Here is an 18,198-nt window from a genome sequence, read left to right as displayed (position 1 = left end):
TCCATATGCATTCGGAAACGTATCAGCTCGATGAGACCGACCGCCGAATCCTGTTGGCTCTGGATGCCGATCCCCGAGTGCCGATCATGATGCTGGCACAGCAGCTGGGTTTGGCCCGCGGCACCGTGCAGACCCGGTTGGAACGGCTAGCCCACTCTGGCGCGTTGCGTCCGAATACCGCACGGATCCTGCCAAGCTCGATGGGGCGCGGAGTCAGCGCGTTCGTCAGTGCAGAGCTCAACCAGTCAAGTTTGAATGAAGCCATCGAAGCACTGCGCGGCATTCCAGAGGTACTCGAATGTGTTGCTCCTGCCGGAGAAACCGACTTGATGATCCGCGTCTCGGCCACCGATCCAGATGATCTATATCGAGTCTCCGAAGAGATCCGCCTATGCCCGGGCATCACGCGCACATCTACCTCGATGATTCTGCGCGACGTGATCCCCTACCGCACCACCGAATTGCTCAAGAAACTCAGCGGAACCAAGAACTAGCTAGCCACCAGATCCAATGTCCTTGCCGGAAGATATCTACGCGCGGCAAATACGCACACCATGCTCAGCACGCAAAGCCCGATCAGCAACGCGATAAACCAGATGGGGTCCGCGAACGGACGCCACATGGCGAAGAGCGTCGGGAAGCTGAATCCGATAAAGCACACCGCATAGAACCGTCCGGTGAGCTTGCCCATTTCCGCCGATCCGGCAAGGTCAAGCACCTGGCTCAATCCAGCCACCAACAAGACGCCATTAGCCGAACCCGAGAGAATAAAGGCAATGACGCCCAAGGCCTCGGAGCCGGTCATGTAAACCACGATCATCAAGAGAAAAGCCAGGACCGCCAGGGTGAGCCCGGCAAGCAAGAGGTTCACCTTGCTGGTGTTGTTGTATCGTTTGGCCAGTGGCTGGATGAGCACTCCCATGCCCATGGTGATGGCAACCGCGGCGGTGGTGTAGAACAGCGATGACTGGCCAGCGTCCGCGCTCAATGCGGGAACTATGGCAAAGCCACTAGCGGCCAGCCCAAAGACCCACGGAGCCGCTGGAAGTACTACGAATCTGAAGCGGGCGAGATTCTCCGCCGTGGTGCTGCCTCCAGCAGTTCGAAGTTTGGGAGCTTTTTCTTCCTTGACTCTCGTGATCAGCAGCAGCCAAGACACAGCAGCTACGGCGTGAATTCCATAAGCCAGTTCGGGACTAGCGCTCGCGCCAACTATTGCCCCGGAAATTATCGGTCCCAAGGCAAAGCCGGCCGAGGTGCACAGTGCCGCACGAGTGGCTCCTGCCGGACCGACGCTCAGTACTTTAACCCAGCTGGTCACCGCGACCATCGCCAGGCCCATCCCCATTCCAGTGAAGACACGTCCGAGATACAACCCGGAGTCGTTCACCATGCCGAACATCATGGCAACCGAACCCAGCGTGGACGCGGTCAGTGCCAGCAGCGTGAACGGCTTGCGGCCAAATTTGTCGGCCAGAGGCCCACCCAAGAGCAAAGTGGGGATCATGCCGAGCAGATAGCTGCCCATCACCAGCATCGCTTCAATTTCGTTCAACTCGCGGTGCTGCTGGTACCAGCTGATAAGCGATACGTACTGGTTGGCGCACCAGCCAGTGAGGACGAGACAGATGCCCGGAAGCCACCACGAATTTTTGCTCTGCTTGGTCTTGCTCGTGGCGATCTTACTTCTCCAGTTCATGGAACAGTTCGCGAACGCGATCTGCGATTTCGTCACGGATCATATTCATCCGTTCCGCACCGGTGACCCCGTCTTCACTCGGTTCATAGGTGATCCAGCGTTCGGTGGGGATCGCTTCGTCAATGCTCGGGTTGGCTTCGCTCCCTAAGATGACTACGCGGTCCACCTTCTCCACGACCGACGCATCAATAGCCTTAGGAGTTCCGGCGGACATGTCTGCACCGGTTTCGGCCAAAGAATCGACCGCCTCGTGATTGATCACGGTGCCAGGATTCGTACCTGCCGAATAGCTGGTGACTGTGCCGCCAGAAACAAGATCCATCAAGGCCGCAGCCATTTGCGACTTGCCTGCATTGCGCGAGCAGATAAATAGAACCGAAGTAGCCATGAACTCATTGAACCACCCACAAGGCATTCGCGGGTGGTTCAATGATATTTGTTGAGCGCACAATTTGGCTGCGCTCAACGCATTTTGATTGTTTCTCCCTTGAAGAAAGCGGGATGCCGCATCCTGGTGAAGAGCATGATTGCTACGCCAAGCAGCAGCACACCAACGCCGAGGATGAAGACCATTCCCAAGTTTCCGATCGCGGATCCGGAACCGTAATCGGGGTTCATTGATTCGACGGCGGTGCTGAAGAACATCACCAGCAGCACCACGCCGCCGACCAAAGGAGCCAAGAATTTGAAGAAGAAATTCCGCATGGTGCTAAATAGCTCACCGCGGAAATACCAGACGCAGGCCAGTGCCGTCAGACCGTAGTAGAAGCAGATCATCAGCCCGAGCGCCGTGATGGTGTCCCACAACGCATTTTCGGAGATCAGCCGGGTCACGACATAGAACACCGCGGCGGCAGCTGCCGAGACGATGGTAGCTACCGAGGGTGACATGAAGCGTGGCGAAATCTTGGCGAAGCTCGGCGGCAAGGCCTTGTAATAGCCCATGGCGAGCAAGGTACGTGCCGGAGACACCATAGTTGACTGCAGCGAAGCCGCCGAGGAAGAGAGAATCGCCAATGACATCAGGATGGCCAGTGGCCCCATGATCGGCCCCGAAAGCACCGCAAAAATCGATTCTTGGTTCGCTTCATTGCCCGCCCCGAGCCCGGTTTCACCCACACCTGCCCAGTAGAGGACCCCCAAGGAAACTGCTAGATACAAGGCGATGATCAGGAGCACTGTCCAGGTCGCGCCACGTCCGGGAACCTTATTCGGATCGGTGGTTTCCTCGTTCATGGTCAGCGTGACATCCCATCCCCAGAACACGAAGATGGATAGCGAGATGCCCGCGGCAAAGGCCGAGAATGAATCCACGCTCGCCGGGTTGAACATATCCAAGGTTATTGGAGTGCGGTCAAAGGGCGTGCTGTTGGTGAAGGCCATGACGGCAAAGAGCAGTAGCACCGATACTTGGAAACCCACCAAAACGTACTGGAACACCTTGGTTGCATTCAGTCCGCGATAGGAAATGTATGCTGCCGCGGCGATAAATAACAGTGTGGTGGGAATGTTGATCCATAAGTTCTCCGTCAGCTCGGCAATCGCTTGATTGCCGGTGAGCTGGGCGACGAGGATATAGAAGAAATCCACGGCTACGGCCGCCAGATTCGACAAGACGATCACCGTGGCCGCGATCAGTCCCCAGCCGCCCATCCAACCGATCATCGGTCCAAATGCGCGGGTGGCCCAGGTGAATGAAGTCCCCGAGTCCGGCATCGCGTTGTTGAGCTCGCGGTAGCCCAATGCGACCAGCAGCATCGGAATGAAACCCGCCAGCAAGATGGCCGGAAGTTGCGTGCCGACCTCGGCCACCGTAGCCCCTAGTCCAGCGGTCAACGTGTAGGCCGGGGCAATACAGGAAATACCGATCACGACCAGTCCCAGTACGCCTACGGTGCCGGTGGACAGGCCCTTGGAGTGCAGGCCGGTGTCAGGTTGCTGGACGGTTTCCCGTCTGAGATCTTGCGACATAGTGATTACCTTCTGGGGTTCATTCTGGGCAGGCATCGTCGTCTGACCAGGGCGCGGGCAACGGCCCGCTCCAAGGATTTTTAGTTAGGCACCACGGCCATGGGGACATTGAGCTGGCGCAGAATTCGTTGTGCCTTGGGGCCTATGAATAGGCGCCGGGTGGTGGCAAGCCGCGCCGAGCCAAGAATTGCGAATTCGCCATCAATCCATTCCAGTGACTCGATGGCCGCATCCAGGCTTTGGCCTGAAACGACTTCAACGGATGCCTGCAGTCCCATGGAGTCGGTCAGTTCGGTGAGGAACTTCCGGGTGAGCACCAGATGTTGGTTCAGCTCGGTGGCCGGGTCAGACACATCAGAGTCCGCCACGAGGGTGGCCACACGCAATCCCACGCCACGTGCTGTGGCGAATTTAGCTGCGCTGGCGATCACCTCGCGTGCCCCGGGTCGGTCCCCCACGAATGCTGTCATGCGGGTGATCCTTCCTTGGGCCGCGCGCAGCGATGCTAGCGCTTGCGGGCTGGACATGATCACCGAAACGCTCGAGGCGTGCAAGAGCGCGTTCGCCACGGCACCGGGCATGAAGAAACCCGCCCGGTGGCGTTTGCGTCCGCCCAAAACGATCCCGTGGGCTCCGGTTTCTTCGGCCAGCTCCATCAGTCCTTCGGCCACCGAGGGCACCGAGCGGGCTACCACGCGAACCGTGACTCCCGCCGGCACCTGGTTCAGTGCGTGGGCGGCCCATTCATCGACCTTGGCCGAGAGAATCGAGTCGAATCCGTGGTCCCCGCCGGGATAGACCGCGCTAAACGGGGTACTGGCAGGGAGCACTATTCCGATCACCAAGCTGGGTGACATGGTGCCCTGCACCAGGGCAGCGGCCAGTTCTATGGCTTCGGCACCGCGTTGATCTGCGGTGTATCCTACGAGCAAATTCATGGCTAGGCGGTGACCTTGTTCAGTGGAGCCACGCCGTCATAGTTTTCGTCGTAGCTGGCCCCGTCGAGCTCGGCGATGATTCGGGCGGCCGAGCGGCGTCCCATTCGCACCGCGCCATCCACGTGCTGGAATCCTTCTCCGGCGAGGTCTGAGGAGGAGAAGTAGAGCGGTCCGACGTTGTCATTTTGGGTTGCGCCGAATCGCGAGAGCCCGCCCAGGTCGTAGCTGGTGGCATAGGCCCCGCGGGTCCATTCTTCGGCGCCGAAATCCGAAAGGTAGAAGACCTTTGGCTCCAAGGCTTTCTCGCCGAGGAATTCGCAGATCCCCTGCAGGATCTGCTCCTTGCGGTCTTCTTCGTTCAGTTCCCACATGGCATCGGCATTGACGTCCGAGATGAAGCCGACCAGGGTGCCGGTGCTTTCTCCGGTGTAGGTATTGTCGTAGAGTTCCTGCACCAAGGAGCTTGGGCCGAAACAGGTTCCGGATAGTCCGGCTTCTCGCCAGAAGGGCGTCTCGTACACGGCATGGACCTTGATCACTAGACCCATGGAGTGGTGCTGGTGGGTGATCAGCTGCTTGCGGGGAAGCGCCGGCACATAGCTGATGCGCGAATACAGGTTCGGCGGAACAGCAATGACAGCCTTCTTGGCCTTCACGCTGATGTTGGCTCCGTGGGCGATGACCCCATCTTCAGACCATTCGAGCTTCAACACCGGGTTTTCCAGGAACACGTCGTCGCCGAGGCGCGCGGCCACCGTTTTGGAAACTCCCTGCATGGTGCCCACGATGCGTCGGTCAAGGATGAAATCCTCATCAACAAGGTTGTCGAAAGATCCTGCCGAGGATGCCATCAGCACCGCTTGCAATGCCGAGAAGGTATGCGCCGGTTTGGTCAGCATGCCACCGGCGATAAATAGACCCACGTTTTCGCAGGCGAGATTGTCTGCCGAATGTTCGCGCAAGAAATGATGGAAGGAGACCATGTCCAGCTCCTTGGCGCGCGGGTGCTCCCATGGCTTGTCTGGATTCATCTGTGCCGCAAGCTCATTCATCAGCTCAATGAGTTTGTTCATTTCGACTACGGTGCTTGCCGCGACCGGGAAATCCGCGCCTTCATAGACGATGCTCTCGCCATCGGTGGTTCGATAGACGCTCTTGCCCGCTTTGTAGCGTTCGAAGGTTTCGATGCCCAACTCGTCGATCAGCGAATACAGTCCGGTCTGATCCGGGCTGATCCACTGGCCACCGATTTCAATGGTGGCGCCGTCCATTTCTTCGCTCCAGGTGCGCCCGCCTACGCGGTCACGCGCTTCGAGCACCGCCACCGTCTTTCCGCATTTTTGCAGTTCGAAGGCTGCCGTGAGACCGGATGGCCCAGCGCCGATCACAACGACGTCACGTTCAAGTTGTTTCATGGTAATTCTCCTCAACGCTAAATGAATTTGGTTCATTTACCTCTGCGTATAGCATAGAGTACGAACATGCGCTTGTGAAGCATGCCACGTCAGGGGGAAATTGGAATGACCACCGAAGGTGCCCGACGGGCGGGTCGACCACGCACAGCGATACTCAACCGAGACCGAATCACCGAGCACGCGCTGGGTCTCGTATCGCAGGATGGCTATGACGCACTGACCATGCAGCAGCTGGCCAGGTCCTTGGGGGTTTCACCTTCGGCGCTGTACAACCACGTGGATTCCAAACAAGACCTGCTGCAATGGATCCAGGAATTGGTGATGGCAGAGGTGGACACTTCGGCCTTCGAAAAACTAGAAATCCACGAGGCGCTGATCCACTGGGCAACCAGCTATCGCGATATTTTCGCAAAGCACATTCCGCTGATCCCGATTATCGCGGTGCTCCCGGTGGCCGATTCGCCACGCACCTTGGGCATGTATGAGCATGTGGCAAAGACGTTGAAAAACCACGGGCTCGCCGAATCCGAGATCATTCCGACGATCGTCGCCCTGGAGTCATTCATCTTTGGCTCAGCCATGGATACCGCAGCGCCACATGACATTTTTGACACGAGCAATCGCCAAGACACCACCCCCAACTTCACTCAGTCCGTTGCCGCGCAGCGCGAGACTGGAATCAATACCAGCGACGATTCCTTTAGACGCGGAATCCGCGCGCTGGTACTCGGCTTGCTGGCTTCGCGAGACCAGCTATGAGGCAAAACCCAACGCCTGCTGGGGGTTCACGGCTTTCGCTCAAACAGTGGGCAGCCATCGCTCTGGGAATCATTGCGCTGATCTTTATCCTGCAGAACCTTCAATTCGTGCGCGTGGAACTACTGCTCTTCCATACCGCCGCTCCGCTGTGGGCCGTACTCTCCGCAACCTTGGCCATAGGCTATGTGATTGGACGCTTCTCTAAGAATCGGGATTAGTCGTCAAGGAACGCCCACTCGCCAACTTCTTCACCCTCGGCGTCGAGAATGTCCCCCTGAGCGCCAGGCTCAATCGGGTAGATGGCGATATTCCTCGACCAGTCCGCGAGTATCTTCTGCAACTCCTCGAGCGGCTTGAGCTTCATACTCTCGGAGTCGAAGTTTACTTCCATTACGAAACGCATGTCGTGCTCCAATCCCTGGGATTGTCGCCATCTTATGCCCTGAAATTCTTAATTACGAGACTTGTCAGGCGCGCACCGAAATGCGTGCACTTGCGAGGTACCAGCAGCACAGACGCAGCAAGGGCGAAACCAATAGGTTTCTCGCCCTTGCTGCGTGAAAATTATAGAGTTACGGCATGGCGCCCATGGTCGACAGCGATGCGATCGCCTCGTTGCCTCCAACCTTGTACAGGGCCAGCAGCAATCCGCCGAAGACGATTCCCGTCACCGCACTGAATCCGAGAGATATCTTTACTAGCGAGCGAACTTCCTGACGACTGACAACCGATTCATCTTCCAGGTAGGAAACCGCTCCGCGACTAATCGATTCCGCCGGGCTAAGCGCTCGAGCACTGAGCAGATTCGACGCCGAATCCGTCGTGCCACCACGCAAATAGGCAACGGTTGCACGGTTTTTGCGATCCTGACGAAATTTGACGATACTCGCGCCATGACGGGCCAAGAGTATGTCTTCACCAAGAGGGATCGCACCCATGTTCTGCTCCTATATTTTTGCCAACATCTTAATTCCAGTAAAGCCCATAATTTTTCCCCTTTTTACGGAACAGTCTAATTCGTTCACAACGTCACAGTCCCCTGTGATTCAATACGCATAAATAGATCGAAGTTGCCACGGAGATGGTGACTTGCGCCATTTATCAAAGGGCCCATAAATCAACGCGTAAACCTGATTCAGAAAGTTCTTTATTCTTTAACTAATTATTACCCGATGGTCTAACTCAACATCGCTCAGGTGGCGAAAGCGACGGGTTATCCGAATCGCCCTAGTGGGAAAATTAATGATGACGGTGAGCGAACTCGAAAAGTTCCTCTCACCGCCATCGCTTAGCGCAGATTCCGCAGACTCGCTAGGCGGTCTTCATCTGCGCTTGCTTGCGGTCGCGCTTGGCCTCGTGAATGCGTGCCATGAGCTCCTGATTCGCCAGGCTCTCCGGGGATGCGACGCCATGCTTATTTGCCTGCCGAATCAGCGACTCGCGAATCTTTGCCGCGTGAGTTCGCCTATATTTCGCGACCAGATAGATACTGGCACCAGCAAGCACCGTAAGTGTGACTAATGCGGTCAGTACAGTTACCTCAATACCCATTAAGTTCTCGGCCTCCTCAAAACTCAATTGCGGATGCGGCCCACCTCATTTGAGGTGTCGTCAGCGATCGTTCGCGACTTCAACACATCTCACCTAAGAAGTGAACGATTATTTTAGCATTTTTATTCGAACGATGCAAAACATAATAGTCAGGAAGTACGAATCAGTCTGCGCTCGTGGGATGGCTTCGCTTCTGTTGTGTTCTACAGCTGGCGATACGCACTTTTCCACGCGTCAGTATCGTCGCGGGGTACCAACCTGGTTGCAACCGTTCGCTAATATTCGTCGGTACCGTGGCTGTGTTCAAAGACAAGAGAAGTTTGGGTGGTGGCCACCGCGGGATTTGCCGACAGGTTGTCCAAGACGAACTGCCGCACATCTGAAGAGTTTCGGACCGCAACGTGCAGGACGAAGTCGTCGGCGCCGCCGAGGAAGAACAGCTGGCGGACTCCGGGCTTAGCGCGCATGTCCGAAGCGAAGCTGGACATGAGGTGACGTGCACCCGGGCGTATTTTGACGAAGATCAGCGCCTCGAGCTCCCGACCAAGTACTTGCGGGTCGACCTCGATGGTGAATCGGGAGATGACTCCGGAGTCGCGTAGCGCATTGAGTCGAGCCAAGCAGGTGGATGCCGCGATTCCCAATTCCTCGGCCAACGAGTTGTTGGTTCTCCTCGAATTCTCCGAGAGCAGCGCCAACAACCGCCGGTCTAGCTCATCGAGCTGGGCAGTTCTTTTTTCGCCAGACGCGGGGGTATTGAGCATCTATTTGCACCAGCTTTCACTACCAAATTTGCGGGCCTTGCTGTCTTGGACGTCTTTGCATTCTCTAGAACAACATCATAGTGAGTTCATGCTTGATCAGGCATGGTATCATCGCAAGCGGCATCTCTAATCCGTTCCGAATTGCGCTTGTGGTAGCGGAGGAAAAAATACACGATCACCGCGATGACCAATAGTGCAGCAACAATAAACGGCCAATCCAGCAAGAGCCAGGCGTAGAACACCGCCATGCCAATGGTCGAATAGATCAAGGCCCAGGCCAGCGCTCCTACTGTCACCGCAGGCAGGTAGCGCCGTAGTGGCATCCGGCTAGCCCCGGCCGAGGCATTGACCGCAGACTGAATTCCGACGGTGAGGAAGCACAATGGAACCGCAAGCATTCCCCACCGGGCAATGAATCTTTGGGCACGCCGGTACATAATTCCGTGCATGATTCTTTGATACCGGGTATTTTCCACTCCGCGTGCCACTGCGCGGCCTACCCAATAGGTCGCGTTGCCGCGAAGCAACGCTGTGCAAAAGAAGAAAGTGAAGGTCACCAGGAAAGGTGCGTCATGCACCAGCCAATCAATTGTCATTTACCACTACGGAACACTTTTAATCTTCGTGACCAGTACGGCACCAACGAGGCTGATCACCGCGGAGCAGATGAACAAGGTTGAATACCCGCCGAACCAAGTCACCGACAGCCAAGCGACAAGCGGGGCTACGACCTGAGGCAGGGAGTTCGCAATATTGATCATGCCCAGATCCTTGCCCCGCGAGTCTTCATGCGGAAGCACTTGGGTCAGCAGGGCAAAATCCACCGCCAGGTAGGCTCCGAAACCAATGCCCAGCAGTACCGCGGCAATGATTGCTGTGCCGAAGGACGAGGCGAAAGCCAGCGTGAGGGCAGCAATGGCCACGATGACCGAGGAAATGATTACATACTTCTTGCGCTTCCCATCCCGATCTGACAACCGTCCGGAGATCACCGAGGAGAAGATTACGCAGAAGGCGTAGATGGCGGTCAGCACCAGCACCCCGGTAGCCGGCTCCGGATGATGCAGTTCGTCTTGCAGGAAGAAAAGCAGGTAGACCAAACACAGTTGGCTGCCCAGATACAGCAGGAATCGAGTCAGCCAAGCCCACCCGAAATCGGTGTACCGCACCGGATTGATCCAGAAGCTTTTGATGAATTCCAAGAGTTTCAACGGTTCCAGCGTGCCCTTGGGCAATGGCACGTCCTGGCGCATTAATACGAACGGGATGGCGCAGATCGCCACCGCGGTAGCGACCATGGCATAGCCGAAAACCAGGTTCGAGGCGGCCACCATGCCGATGACCGCGCCAATAAGCGAACCGCAGGTCTGGCCCAGTGCTACCAGTCCACCGACCAGTCCACGCTGTTCCACCGGCACCTTATCCGGGATGGCCGCGAAGATCGCGGCCAGTGCCGCGTTGCCGGCGGCCTGCATCAACGCCCAGCCGATCACCAGCACGGTCACCGTCTGCGCGGTGGACATCAAGAGCAATGCCAGCGCGGCAAAGACGGTTCCACACATCACCCACGGGACGCGTCGACCAAACTTCGAGGTACTCCGGTCACTCAAAGCACCGAATAACGGGTTGGCAACCAGCGATACCGCGGCGCCCACGCCGGTGACCAGCGAAAGAATGGCGTTTTTCTGGCTGGCGTCCAGCTGTTCGGCGTGCAGGCCGAGCAGCACCTGAATCGGCGCGAAGAAGCCGACATTGATGCCGATATGGACAATGACGACCGCCGCTATCCAGCCGGCTCCTACGCGCTTCGTCGGAACGCGAAGAGCTTCGGGCAACTGCGAATTACGTTCTGTGATCATGCTCGGTCCTGCCGTCCAAGGTCGCGAGGACCGACCAGTGGGTCTCGTAGTTCTTCAATGCTCGGGGTGACGCCTCGGGCGATAAGTCGTTTAACTGCCTTGGACATCAGCCCGCCATCGACCATTGATGCGGCGATCAGGCTTCCAGACTCGTCCAAACCAAAGAGTACTTGCAGCTGGCCTCTCCGGTTCAACCGCGAGATGGTTCGACTTGCCTTGCCGAAGTCCCCCACCGTTTCGACGTGGCTGTCGTGGCGGTCAGACCAGAACCAGGGAACCGAGTGTGCGGTTGCTTCGGTGCCCATGATGGTTGCGGCAGCGATGGCTGCGTCTTCCATGGCTGCTTCCCAGTGCACCGCGCGTGGCCGCTGAACCATGCGCGCGGCGTCCCCGATGGCAAGGACTTGCCGCTGACCGGTGGCACGCTGGGATTCATCGACGAGAATCCCGTCGTTGATTTCCAGCCCCAGCTCTGCTGCGAGCGTGGTTTCGGCGGTGACACCGATTGCTGCAACGATGACTTCTGCGTCGATCCGCCGACCGGAAACCATCGCGTGCGTCGGACCGAGCTCGGTCACCGCACCGGTCATCGAGGTAATCCCTCGGCGGGAATGCTCGGCATGCAACGCCGTTGCCATGTCTGTGCCCAAGACTTTGGACAGTGGCGCCGAAGAGCTGGACACGAGGGTCACCTGCGCACCGAGCATTTTTGCGGTGGCGGCGAACTCCGCACCGACCAGCCCGGCGCCGATGACGAGGACTCTTTGGCCGAACATTCCATCTTCCAGCATCGACGACAGGTAAGCGGCGTCGTCTCCGGTGTGCAGGCTGCGCGCGTATTCTGCGCCTGGCACCTGAAGTTTGTTGGGAGTGGTGCCCGTGGCGAGCACCACCCAATCGTCCGGCTCCGTGGGTAGGCTCAGTTCGGTGACCGATTCCTGGACCAGGCCCACACCATGTTCCTCGAACCAAGCAAGCGGAACGAAGTGCTCACGCTGCAGCGACTTGCTTAGCGGTGGCCGGTCATAGGGAAGCCCCTCGGGGTCACTGATCTTGATGCTTCCGGAATATCCCTTGTTGACCAATTCGCGCGCAAGGGTAAATCCGGCAACGCCACCGCCGACAATATGAACTGACGGCATTTAGATATCTAGCTCCAAATTCCCGTCAACTACCGCAACCTTGTAGGTGCGCGCGTCATCGGTGGCGGGAAGGCACTGCACCTTTCCGCTCTTCAAATCGAAGGTGGATGCGTGCAAGGGGCATTCAACCTCGCACCCTTCGACCCAGCCGTCGGAGAGCGAAGCGATCTCATGGGGGCATTCGTCCTGCAACGCATAAAAATTGCCGTCTGCTGCATGGAAAATCGCAATGTCTTCGCTGGCGCCGCTGTCACTGGCGGGGACCAGCAATGCGTCTCCTCTGGCAATCTGTTCTGCGGGACCGACTTGGTAGCTCACGATGACTCCTTGTTGTTGAACACGTCTGGAACCATCTTGTCACTTTCGCCCGCCACTCGCCTATCTGGCAGGCCACTATGAGGCAACGCAATCTGGCCTGCTACGCGCTGGCTTGCTGGAGGCCGTGTAATGCAGCGCCGGCAAGGCCGCCAGCTAGGTGCATCAAGTGCCGGTTTAACCTGCAGGAATTAGTCCCGCTTCGGAGGGATCAGCCACGGGAAATGGCTTTCGGCCACATGCTCTCCAGCGGCCGAGGACACAAAGCCAGCAGCTGAAGACCGGGGTATGGAATATCGCGCCACTACTTGGTGTTGTGCCAAAGAGGACAACCGAGGAGAAATGAGCAGAATATGGCCGAAACAAATCGAGTAGTCATTATTGGCGGACACGGGAAGATCGCACTTCTCGCGGCCCCCAAACTCGCACGTCAGGGAATGGACGTCGAGTCCGTGATCCGCAATCCGGACCATGCAGAAGAAATCACCGCGCTTGGCGCGACTCCGGTCGTGCTCGACATTGAGCAAGCGGACGTGGACACCCTTGCCCGGCAGTTTGCCGGCGCCAAGGCCGTAGTTTTCTCCGCCGGTGCCGGCGGCGGCAATCCCGAACGCACGCTCGCGGTGGATTACCAGGCAGCCGTGCGCACCATGCAAGCGGCACAGCAAGCCGGGGTGAAGCGCTTTGTGATGGTTTCGTACTCACGCGCCGCGGTGGACGTGGACACCCTCGATCCGGAAAATTCATTCTTTGGCTACGCGAAGGCCAAGCATGACGCGGATGAGTACCTGCGCGGCACCGATCTGGACTACACGATCCTCGGCCCGGGCGTGTTGACCCTCGATCCGGCAACCGGGCAGATCGTCTTGGCCGATGCAGAAGGCAAGATTCAGGGTCAAGCCGCGCAAGATGACCAAGCCAGCACCTCGCGTGAGAACGTCGCCGAGGTCATCACACACGTGCTGGCTACGGACGCGGCGACTCGCGGAACAGTTAATTTCTACGACGGCTCGACCCCCATCCCCGAGGCCATCAGCTAGTTCAGGCCTCCCACACGAAAGACCGCTCGGATTTTCCGGGCGGTCTTTCACATTAACCACGGCGAAGGCGATTCGATGTGCCGTGAGAATCGGTTTCGGATTCCCCGATAAACTACTTGTGTTATAAGTTTTGAACTTGTAGCATAAGTTGCATGAAGGGCCCGCACAGGGCACATCCACTGCAGGAGTTCGAAACCCCATGAGCTACACACCCGATGCCATTCGCCACGTCAAACTCTCCACCGCACGGCTCCCCCTAGCCACGCCGATCTCGGATGCCAAGGTGTTCACCGGACGCCAGAAGCCGATGACCGAAGTGGTCTTCCTCTTCGCGGAAATCACCACCGAACAGGGCCACCAGGGCCTTGGCTTCTCCTACTCCAAGCGAGCCGGAGGCCCCGCGCAGTACGCACACGCCAAGGAAGTCGCGCAGACAATGATCGGCGAGGACCCCAACGACATCGCCAAGCTCTATACCAAGCTGCTGTGGGCCGGTGCCTCGGTGGGACGTTCGGGGGTGGCCACCCAGGCACTAGCCGCCTTGGACATTGCGCTCTACGACCTGAAGTCCAAGCGCGCGGGGCTTCCCTTGGCCAAGTTCCTTGGCTCCCACCGCGATTCGGTTCGCACCTACAACACCTCCGGCGGATTCCTGAACGCCAGTATCGAAGAGGTCAAGGACCGCGCGACCCAATCCATTGCCGAGGGCATCGGCGGCATCAAGATCAAGGTCGGCCTGCCCGACAGCGCCGAAGACCTGCGCCGCGTCGCCGCCGTGCGCGAGCACATCGGGGCGGACTTCCCGCTGATGGTGGATGCAAATCAGCAGTGGGACCGCGCTACCGCCTTGCGCATGGGCCGCAAGCTCGAAGAGTTCGACCTGGTATGGATCGAAGAGCCATTGGACGCCTACGATGCCGAGGGCCATGCGGCGTTGACCGCTGCCCTGGATACCCCCATCGCCACCGGCGAGATGCTTGCCTCGGTCGCCGAACACGAGCGGCTGATCTCCGCCCGTGCGTGCGACATCATTCAGCCCGACGCTCCACGCGTCGGCGGCATCACCCAGTTCCTGCGTCTGGCGACGCTAGCCGATCAGGCAGGACTGGATCTGGCACCGCACTTCGCCATGGAAATCCATCTGCATCTAGCCGCCGTCTACCCACGCGAACCCTGGGTGGAGCATTTCGACTGGTTGGATCCGCTGTTCAATGAACGCCTGGAAACCAAGGATGGCCGCATGATCGTGCCAGATCGACCAGGTCTGGGATTCAGCTTCAGCGATCAGGCACGCGCCTGGACCACCGAATCGGTTGAGTTCGGCCGGGCCTAAGGGAGCATTAATAAGCGCCGGGACACCTCGTTGAGGTGTCCCGGCGCTTATTGTTGAACTATGGAGAGCATGAAACCGAATCTGACCACCACGCTGGTCGAACACCTTCGTGAGCGGATAAGTTCTGGGGCAATCGCCCCCGGCGACAAGCTTCCCAGCGAGAATACGCTCATTGCCGACCACGGGGTCTCGCGCACAGTGGTCCGAGAAGCCATCACCCGGCTGCAGGCCGAGGGACTGGTGCATACTCGCCGGGGCGCAGGCAGCTTCGCGTTGACTCCCCCGGCAGAGGATGCCTCGACGCAGGCGCGTGTACCGCGCACCCTGGCCGAACGCCGTCAGCTGATCGAGTTCCGCATGGGCATTGAATCCGAGGCGGCGGCTCGTGCCGCAAGCCGGTCTGCCTCAGCGAATCTCACCGACATGGACTCGGCACTGGCCGCTTTCCGCGCCGCCGGCCCCAACGCTGCCCAAGCCATGAGCTGTGACTATGAATTCCATCTGGCGGTCTCTCGCGCCAGCGCGAACCCATACTTCGTGCAAGCCGTAGAGCTCTTCGGACCGGCAATGATCGCCATGCCGCGTCAGCGGTTCGAGATCCCTGATGGCAAGCTTGCCCCGCGCCTGGAACGCGTAGCCGAGGAACACGAAGCCATCCGAGCTGCCATTGCCTCGGGAAACCAATTGTCTGCCAGCGCCGCCATGCGCTTGCACCTCGCGAACTCCTTGCACCGATTGGACCTTGAATCTGGCATTCCCGAGGGCAACTAACTGGCATTTAGGCAGCACAGGTGCTCACTGCGACAGCATCAAGGCCGTAGCTACCCCGGATATTCCAGGGTAGCTACGGCCTTGAATTATCTGCGGAGAAGCGCTTGCTACGCTTGTTCTACCTTCACCGCTAGCACCGGGTGCTGGGCCTGGAGCAAGATGCGTTGCGCTTGGGAACCCATGATGAACTTCCCCACCTGCGAGCGCTGGCGAAGCCCAATGACAATGAGCGACACTTGGTGCTCATCTGCCAATCCCAGGAACTCTTCGGTGAGATCATCACGGTATGTCGATTCGAGTACCCGAGCATCGATGCCCGCCTGTGTAGCGGCTTCCAGGACTCTGTCCAGATCTTCTGATGATGCGGTGTTCTTGTCCACCAAAGAACCTTCGCGCGAGGAATTTACGATCAGCAACTCCTCCTGGCGCAACTTCGATTCTTTGATTGCCGCGGCTACCGCGGCCTCTCCGACATTGCTGGGGACGTATCCGACGATGATACTCATGCGTTTTCCTTTTCCTTCGCGGCCGCGTCGGCTAGCGAGCCGTTTTTGCGCCTGTCGATAGCTGACTTAATCATTGGCCATACCGCAACGAAGATGAACAGAGCCAGCAGCGTTGCAGAGATTGGGCGGGTGAAGAACCCCGCGGGATCTCCTTCCAGCACCAGCAGTGAGCGGCGCAGGTTGGATTCCAGCAGGCTTCCTAGGACGAAGGCCAAGACCAGTGGGCCTGGTTCAAAACCGAACTTCTTCATCAGGTAGCCAAGGGCGCCGAAGAGCACCACCAGCAGCACGTCGAACATCGAGTTTCGAATCGTGTAGGCCCCCAGCAGGGTGATCAATGCGGTAATCGGAGCGAGGATCGCTGCACGGATGCGCAGGATCCTGACGAACACCCCGATCAGGGGAATGGACATGATCAGCAGCAGGATATTTCCGATATACATCGAGTTCACCACGCCCCAGAAAAGTTCGGGGTCGTTGCTAATCAGCTGCGGGCCAGGGGTGATTCCCTGGATTAACAGGGCACCGAAGATGATTGCCATGGTGGCGTTCGCCGGGATGCCCAGGGTCAGCAAGGGGATGAACGAGCTGGTCGCCGCGGCGTTGTTTGCCGTTTCAGGGCCCGCAACTCCTTCAATGGCTCCCTTGCCAAATCGCGAGGGGTCCTTCGCGGTTTTCTTTTCCATGGCGTAGGAGGCAAGCGAAGAGATAGTCGCACCGCCGCCTGGCAGAATTCCCAGGAAGAACCCGAGCACCGAACCGCGGCCAATAGCGCCCGAAGCTTCTTTGATGTCTTTGGCCTTGGGCCAGACATTAGAGACCTTCATCGGAGCCGTGGCTGCACGGTGGCGTTCTTCAAGGTTGTAGAGGATCTCGCCGACGCCGAAGAGTCCCATGGCGATGGGTACGAAATCGATTCCGTCGGCCAGCGACAGGTTTCCAAAGGTGAAACGTTCGGCACCGGTGAATCCATCACGGCCTACGGTGGCAAGGAACAGGCCTACCGCGGCGGCGATGATCGCCTTGATCTTCGTGCCCCCGGAGATTGTGGCAACCAGCAGGATGCCGAGCATTGCCAGCGCGGTGTATTCCGGTGGTCCGAAGTCCAAGGCAAAGCTTGCAACCAGAGGGGCCAAGAAGGTCAACCCGATAATAGAGACCGTGGCGCCAAAGAAAGAGCCGATGGCCGCGATTCCCAGTGCGGTACCTGCCCGACCTTGCTTGGCCATGACATATCCGTCGAAGACGGTGACCACGCTGCTTGCTTCACCGGGCAGGCGAAGCAGTACCGAGGTGATGGTGCCACCGTACTGGGCACCGTAGAAAATTCCTGCGAGCATAATGATCGCAGTGACCGGCTCGACGCCATAGGTCATCGGCAGCAGAATCGCGATCGTCGCGGCGGGGCCGAGGCCCGGCAGCACGCCGATGAGCATACCGACGACGACACCGAGCAGGCAGTAGAGAAGGTTTGTGGGATCCAAGACGACGGTGAAGCCGTCGAGGACCGGTCCGAAGAATTCCATGCGCATATACCTTTACTTGCGACTTAAAACAGTCGGGGAATGGTGGTGCCGAGTGCGGCGATGAAGATCGCGTAGAAGGCGGCGACAATCAAGATCGAGTAGATCGTGGCCGACCTCCAGCGTTCACCACCTAGCCAACGCATCCAGACGAAGCACAACAGCAGTGCCGGAACTTCAAAGCCGATCAGCGGCATCAGCACCACCATCAGAATCAGTGTTCCGAAACCGATGACCGCATACCAGCTCATACCGCTGAATTTCTCGCCGTCCTTGCCTCCGGAGCGTCCGACAATGATCTGCGCGATTGCCATCACCGCTGCGATCAGTGTGATGATAAATGGCCACATGCCTGCCGCCGGCGCCGCAGGGGTGCCCAGCCCCAACCCGATTGACAGCCCCAGTCCAGCAAGGCTCAGTCCGAGAACCACCAGGGAGGAAACCAGGTTTGCGATTGGTCCAGCCGGCTCCGGAGCTTCCGCTTCCCACTGCGCCGCAAGTTCCTCGGGCGTGAGGGCATCTGCTTCATCGGCATGCTGCATTGCTTCGACGTTCGCCGGCAGATCCGTTGGATCCTGTGCGACCTTTTTCGCGTCCATTACTTTCATCCTT

At 58.4% G+C, this 18,198-nt stretch carries 22 protein-coding genes; 6 read left to right on the top strand and 16 right to left on the bottom strand.

Features of this window, described 5'->3' with window-relative positions; translation table 11 throughout:
* The first annotated feature begins 5 nt into the window (after positions 1-5).
* The gene (locus ACT3TP_RS05455; protein ID WP_096283153.1) at positions 6-494 is read left to right on the top strand and encodes an Lrp/AsnC family transcriptional regulator; all 489 of its coding nucleotides are present in this window, start codon (positions 6-8) and stop codon (positions 492-494) included.
* On the opposite strand, the gene ACT3TP_RS05450 is transcribed toward ACT3TP_RS05455, so the two are convergent.
* The 5 genes from ACT3TP_RS05450 to ACT3TP_RS05430 form a co-directional block, all read right to left on the bottom strand.
* Positions 491-1,699: an MFS transporter gene (locus ACT3TP_RS05450; protein WP_096283154.1), complete on the bottom strand. Its 1,209-nt coding sequence runs from the start codon at positions 1,697-1,699 to the stop codon at positions 491-493. The genes ACT3TP_RS05455 and ACT3TP_RS05450 overlap by 4 nt on opposite strands.
* On the bottom strand, positions 1,683-2,087 hold the full coding sequence (locus ACT3TP_RS05445; RefSeq protein WP_096283155.1) for an arsenate-mycothiol transferase ArsC: 405 nt from the start codon (positions 2,085-2,087) through the stop codon (positions 1,683-1,685). The genes ACT3TP_RS05450 and ACT3TP_RS05445 overlap by 17 nt, the downstream gene beginning before the upstream one ends.
* Before the next feature lie 74 nt (positions 2,088-2,161).
* Positions 2,162-3,670 (bottom strand): APC family permease, encoded by a 1,509-nt coding sequence (locus tag ACT3TP_RS05440; protein WP_096283156.1) that lies wholly within the window; start codon positions 3,668-3,670, stop codon positions 2,162-2,164.
* A gap of 80 nt (positions 3,671-3,750) precedes the next feature.
* Positions 3,751-4,608, bottom strand: a complete 858-nt coding sequence (locus ACT3TP_RS05435; protein ID WP_096283157.1) for a universal stress protein — start codon at positions 4,606-4,608, stop codon at positions 3,751-3,753.
* Positions 4,609-4,610: 2 nt separating this feature from the next.
* Positions 4,611-6,023 carry a flavin monoamine oxidase family protein gene (locus tag ACT3TP_RS05430; protein ID WP_096283158.1) on the bottom strand — a complete coding sequence of 471 codons (1,413 nt, stop codon included), beginning with the start codon at positions 6,021-6,023 and terminating at the stop codon, positions 4,611-4,613.
* A 105-nt stretch (positions 6,024-6,128) separates the two neighbouring features.
* Here ACT3TP_RS05430 and ACT3TP_RS05425 point away from each other — a divergent pair, with 105 nt between their 5' ends.
* Positions 6,129-6,782 carry a TetR/AcrR family transcriptional regulator gene (locus ACT3TP_RS05425; protein ID WP_096283159.1) on the top strand — a complete coding sequence of 218 codons (654 nt, stop codon included), beginning with the start codon at positions 6,129-6,131 and terminating at the stop codon, positions 6,780-6,782.
* Positions 6,779-7,000, top strand: coding sequence for a hypothetical protein (locus ACT3TP_RS05420; RefSeq protein ID WP_096283160.1), 222 nt, complete (start codon positions 6,779-6,781; stop codon positions 6,998-7,000). The genes ACT3TP_RS05425 and ACT3TP_RS05420 overlap by 4 nt, the downstream gene beginning before the upstream one ends.
* Here ACT3TP_RS05420 and ACT3TP_RS05415 read toward each other — a convergent pair.
* The 8 genes from ACT3TP_RS05415 to ACT3TP_RS05380 all read right to left on the bottom strand — a co-directional run bounded on the left by ACT3TP_RS05415 (position 6,997) and on the right by ACT3TP_RS05380 (position 12,416).
* Positions 6,997-7,185, bottom strand: coding sequence for a hypothetical protein (locus ACT3TP_RS05415; RefSeq protein WP_096283161.1), 189 nt, complete (start codon positions 7,183-7,185; stop codon positions 6,997-6,999). The genes ACT3TP_RS05420 and ACT3TP_RS05415 overlap by 4 nt on opposite strands.
* A 169-nt stretch (positions 7,186-7,354) precedes the next feature.
* The gene (locus ACT3TP_RS05410; protein ID WP_096283162.1) at positions 7,355-7,720 is read right to left on the bottom strand and encodes a hypothetical protein; all 366 of its coding nucleotides are present in this window, start codon (positions 7,718-7,720) and stop codon (positions 7,355-7,357) included.
* A 373-nt stretch (positions 7,721-8,093) separates the two neighbouring features.
* Positions 8,094-8,333, bottom strand: coding sequence for a hypothetical protein (locus ACT3TP_RS05405; protein ID WP_096283163.1), 240 nt, complete (start codon positions 8,331-8,333; stop codon positions 8,094-8,096).
* Between the two features lie 275 nt (positions 8,334-8,608).
* Positions 8,609-9,097, bottom strand: coding sequence for an Lrp/AsnC family transcriptional regulator (locus ACT3TP_RS05400; protein ID WP_096283164.1), 489 nt, complete (start codon positions 9,095-9,097; stop codon positions 8,609-8,611).
* A gap of 86 nt (positions 9,098-9,183) precedes the next feature.
* Positions 9,184-9,693 (bottom strand): DedA family protein, encoded by a 510-nt coding sequence (locus ACT3TP_RS05395; RefSeq protein WP_444619744.1) that lies wholly within the window; start codon positions 9,691-9,693, stop codon positions 9,184-9,186.
* A 6-nt stretch (positions 9,694-9,699) separates the two neighbouring features.
* Positions 9,700-10,956: an MFS transporter gene (locus ACT3TP_RS05390; protein ID WP_444615706.1), complete on the bottom strand. Its 1,257-nt coding sequence runs from the start codon at positions 10,954-10,956 to the stop codon at positions 9,700-9,702.
* Positions 10,953-12,098: an NAD(P)/FAD-dependent oxidoreductase gene (locus ACT3TP_RS05385; RefSeq protein WP_444619742.1), complete on the bottom strand. Its 1,146-nt coding sequence runs from the start codon at positions 12,096-12,098 to the stop codon at positions 10,953-10,955. Before ACT3TP_RS05385 ends, ACT3TP_RS05390 begins: the two co-directional genes overlap by 4 nt.
* Positions 12,099-12,416 carry a non-heme iron oxygenase ferredoxin subunit gene (locus ACT3TP_RS05380; RefSeq protein WP_096283168.1) on the bottom strand — a complete coding sequence of 106 codons (318 nt, stop codon included), beginning with the start codon at positions 12,414-12,416 and terminating at the stop codon, positions 12,099-12,101.
* Between the two features lie 350 nt (positions 12,417-12,766).
* On the opposite strand from ACT3TP_RS05380, the gene ACT3TP_RS05375 reads away from it, so the two are divergent.
* The 3 genes from ACT3TP_RS05375 to ACT3TP_RS05365 all read left to right on the top strand — a co-directional run bounded on the left by ACT3TP_RS05375 (position 12,767) and on the right by ACT3TP_RS05365 (position 15,557).
* Positions 12,767-13,453, top strand: coding sequence for an SDR family oxidoreductase (locus ACT3TP_RS05375; RefSeq protein WP_444619740.1), 687 nt, complete (start codon positions 12,767-12,769; stop codon positions 13,451-13,453).
* Positions 13,454-13,652: 199 nt separating this feature from the next.
* Positions 13,653-14,786, top strand: a complete 1,134-nt coding sequence (locus ACT3TP_RS05370; protein ID WP_444619738.1) for an L-talarate/galactarate dehydratase — start codon at positions 13,653-13,655, stop codon at positions 14,784-14,786.
* 60 nt (positions 14,787-14,846) lie between these two features.
* A complete protein-coding gene (locus ACT3TP_RS05365; protein WP_343252101.1) occupies positions 14,847-15,557 on the top strand; it encodes a FadR/GntR family transcriptional regulator in 711 nt (236 codons plus the stop codon).
* Positions 15,558-15,664: 107 nt separating this feature from the next.
* Here the strand turns inward: ACT3TP_RS05365 and ACT3TP_RS05360 are convergent, their stop codons facing one another.
* From ACT3TP_RS05360 to ACT3TP_RS05350, 3 genes are read right to left on the bottom strand one after another with little or no spacing between them, the layout of a single operon-like run.
* Entirely contained in the window at positions 15,665-16,063 is a 399-nt protein-coding gene (locus ACT3TP_RS05360; protein WP_096283172.1) for a universal stress protein, read from the bottom strand.
* Positions 16,060-17,589, bottom strand: coding sequence for a tripartite tricarboxylate transporter permease (locus ACT3TP_RS05355; protein WP_444615709.1), 1,530 nt, complete (start codon positions 17,587-17,589; stop codon positions 16,060-16,062). The genes ACT3TP_RS05360 and ACT3TP_RS05355 overlap by 4 nt, the downstream gene beginning before the upstream one ends.
* A 23-nt stretch (positions 17,590-17,612) precedes the next feature.
* Positions 17,613-18,185, bottom strand: a complete 573-nt coding sequence (locus ACT3TP_RS05350; protein ID WP_096283174.1) for a tripartite tricarboxylate transporter TctB family protein — start codon at positions 18,183-18,185, stop codon at positions 17,613-17,615.
* Between the last annotated feature and the right edge of the window lie 13 nt (positions 18,186-18,198).

Source organism: Glutamicibacter sp. AOP38-B1-38, assembly GCF_052377485.1.
Classification (GTDB): domain Bacteria; phylum Actinomycetota; class Actinomycetes; order Actinomycetales; family Micrococcaceae; genus Glutamicibacter.
Note: the sequence above shows the minus strand (reverse complement) of the source record. Positions and strands in the feature narration are given on the sequence as shown.

Coding starts and splice junctions, on each gene's coding strand:
- ACT3TP_RS05455 (WP_096283153.1), top strand. CDS start 6: ATGCATTCGGAAACGTATCAGCTCGATGAGACCGACCGCCGAATCCTG.
- ACT3TP_RS05450 (WP_096283154.1), bottom strand. CDS start 1,699: ATGAACTGGAGAAGTAAGATCGCCACGAGCAAGACCAAGCAGAGCAAA.
- ACT3TP_RS05445 (WP_096283155.1), bottom strand. CDS start 2,087: ATGGCTACTTCGGTTCTATTTATCTGCTCGCGCAATGCAGGCAAGTCG.
- ACT3TP_RS05440 (WP_096283156.1), bottom strand. CDS start 3,670: ATGTCGCAAGATCTCAGACGGGAAACCGTCCAGCAACCTGACACCGGC.
- ACT3TP_RS05435 (WP_096283157.1), bottom strand. CDS start 4,608: ATGAATTTGCTCGTAGGATACACCGCAGATCAACGCGGTGCCGAAGCC.
- ACT3TP_RS05430 (WP_096283158.1), bottom strand. CDS start 6,023: ATGAAACAACTTGAACGTGACGTCGTTGTGATCGGCGCTGGGCCATCC.
- ACT3TP_RS05425 (WP_096283159.1), top strand. CDS start 6,129: ATGACCACCGAAGGTGCCCGACGGGCGGGTCGACCACGCACAGCGATA.
- ACT3TP_RS05420 (WP_096283160.1), top strand. CDS start 6,779: ATGAGGCAAAACCCAACGCCTGCTGGGGGTTCACGGCTTTCGCTCAAA.
- ACT3TP_RS05415 (WP_096283161.1), bottom strand. CDS start 7,185: ATGCGTTTCGTAATGGAAGTAAACTTCGACTCCGAGAGTATGAAGCTC.
- ACT3TP_RS05410 (WP_096283162.1), bottom strand. CDS start 7,720: ATGGGTGCGATCCCTCTTGGTGAAGACATACTCTTGGCCCGTCATGGC.
- ACT3TP_RS05405 (WP_096283163.1), bottom strand. CDS start 8,333: ATGGGTATTGAGGTAACTGTACTGACCGCATTAGTCACACTTACGGTG.
- ACT3TP_RS05400 (WP_096283164.1), bottom strand. CDS start 9,097: ATGCTCAATACCCCCGCGTCTGGCGAAAAAAGAACTGCCCAGCTCGAT.
- ACT3TP_RS05395 (WP_444619744.1), bottom strand. CDS start 9,693: ATGACAATTGATTGGCTGGTGCATGACGCACCTTTCCTGGTGACCTTC.
- ACT3TP_RS05390 (WP_444615706.1), bottom strand. CDS start 10,956: ATGATCACAGAACGTAATTCGCAGTTGCCCGAAGCTCTTCGCGTTCCG.
- ACT3TP_RS05385 (WP_444619742.1), bottom strand. CDS start 12,098: ATGCCGTCAGTTCATATTGTCGGCGGTGGCGTTGCCGGATTTACCCTT.
- ACT3TP_RS05375 (WP_444619740.1), top strand. CDS start 12,767: ATGGCCGAAACAAATCGAGTAGTCATTATTGGCGGACACGGGAAGATC.
- ACT3TP_RS05370 (WP_444619738.1), top strand. CDS start 13,653: ATGAGCTACACACCCGATGCCATTCGCCACGTCAAACTCTCCACCGCA.
- ACT3TP_RS05365 (WP_343252101.1), top strand. CDS start 14,847: ATGGAGAGCATGAAACCGAATCTGACCACCACGCTGGTCGAACACCTT.
- ACT3TP_RS05360 (WP_096283172.1), bottom strand. CDS start 16,063: ATGAGTATCATCGTCGGATACGTCCCCAGCAATGTCGGAGAGGCCGCG.
- ACT3TP_RS05355 (WP_444615709.1), bottom strand. CDS start 17,589: ATGGAATTCTTCGGACCGGTCCTCGACGGCTTCACCGTCGTCTTGGAT.
- ACT3TP_RS05350 (WP_096283174.1), bottom strand. CDS start 18,185: ATGGACGCGAAAAAGGTCGCACAGGATCCAACGGATCTGCCGGCGAAC.